The organism is Ruminococcus sp. AM31-15AC (assembly GCF_003462045.1).
Lineage (GTDB): Bacteria > Bacillota > Clostridia > Oscillospirales > Ruminococcaceae > Hominimerdicola > Hominimerdicola aceti.
This window is the reverse complement of record NZ_QTYG01000123.1, coordinates 1-1,120: the sequence shown is the minus strand read 5'-3', so window position 1 is coordinate 1,120 and position 1,120 is coordinate 1. Positions and strand designations below refer to the sequence as shown.

The 1,120-nt window shown below is 37.4% G+C and carries 1 protein-coding gene; it reads left to right on the top strand.

Going from position 1 to position 1,120, the window contains the following annotated elements:
* Positions 1 to 93 precede the first annotated feature (93 nt).
* The coding region (locus tag DW793_RS14295; protein ID WP_147342237.1) for a leucine-rich repeat domain-containing protein at positions 94 to 1,120 on the top strand (1,027 nt) is incomplete at its 3' end.

Here is a 1,120-nt window from a genome sequence, read left to right as displayed (position 1 = left end):
TATACTAATAAATTGACAATTGAAAGTATTGCGATCAAATGGGAAGCAAAACAGCTAAAAGTAATTAGAATAATAAATTATAGGAGGATAACAATGGATATTACAAAAAGATTTTCAGTTTTATTGATTACTGCAATAACGGCAGTGTCATTGGTTTCTTGTGGACAGGCTACAAGCTCTAACGTTAGTTCGGATTCTGAAGTCAGCTCAGTTACAAATGCCAAAGCTTCGGCATGGGATAGTTTAAACGACGCCCAGCGAGCATATTATAAGGGGTTGGAAGATAAAGGACAGACAATCACAGAGAACGGATATGTTTATGTTGACGCTAAGGGATATGTTGATGAGTGGGGCAAGGAATATGGTGATGAAGGAATCGTTATTACAAGCTATTTTGGTACTGAAACCATTGTTAATGTACCTATAGAAATAGATGATAAGACGGTTGTAGGGCACACCATTGACGCCTTCAGAAAGATCAGTAAAGAAGGTAATAAATTTGATATGACTTTTGATATCAAAGAATTATATTACCCTGAGAATTTTCCTGAAATCACTGCTGGAATATTTTCGCTATGTGAATCACTCGAAAAAATACAAATGCCTAAATCACAAACAACAATACCATTCGCTTGTTTTAAACATTGCACTAGCTTAAAGGAATTTACCTGTCCCGACGGAGTAACTGTCATTAAACAAGATTCTTTTAGCAGCTGTGAGAATATGGCATCAATAACATTTAACGACGGATTGAAAACTATCGAGGATGACGCATTTGTAAGTTGCAAAAGCTTGGAAAAGCTTGATTTCCCCGACTCGCTAGAATCAATAGGAATACAGTCTTTCCAAGGCTGTACAGGTCTTAAAGAAATAAATATCCCGTCAAAGATAGACACTATACCTAAAAGAGCATTTTTCGCCTGCAAGGCTTTGGAGGCTCTTGTTCTTCCGGACAATATAACTACGATAAACAGTGAGGCATTTGCACGTTGTAACAGCCTAAAGGAAATCTACATTCCTGAGTCGGTCAATGAAATAGCGGAAAACGCTTTTGATGAGTGTGATAGCTTGACGATAAAGGGAAAATCAGGCTCGTATGCTGAGGAGTATGCAAAGGAAA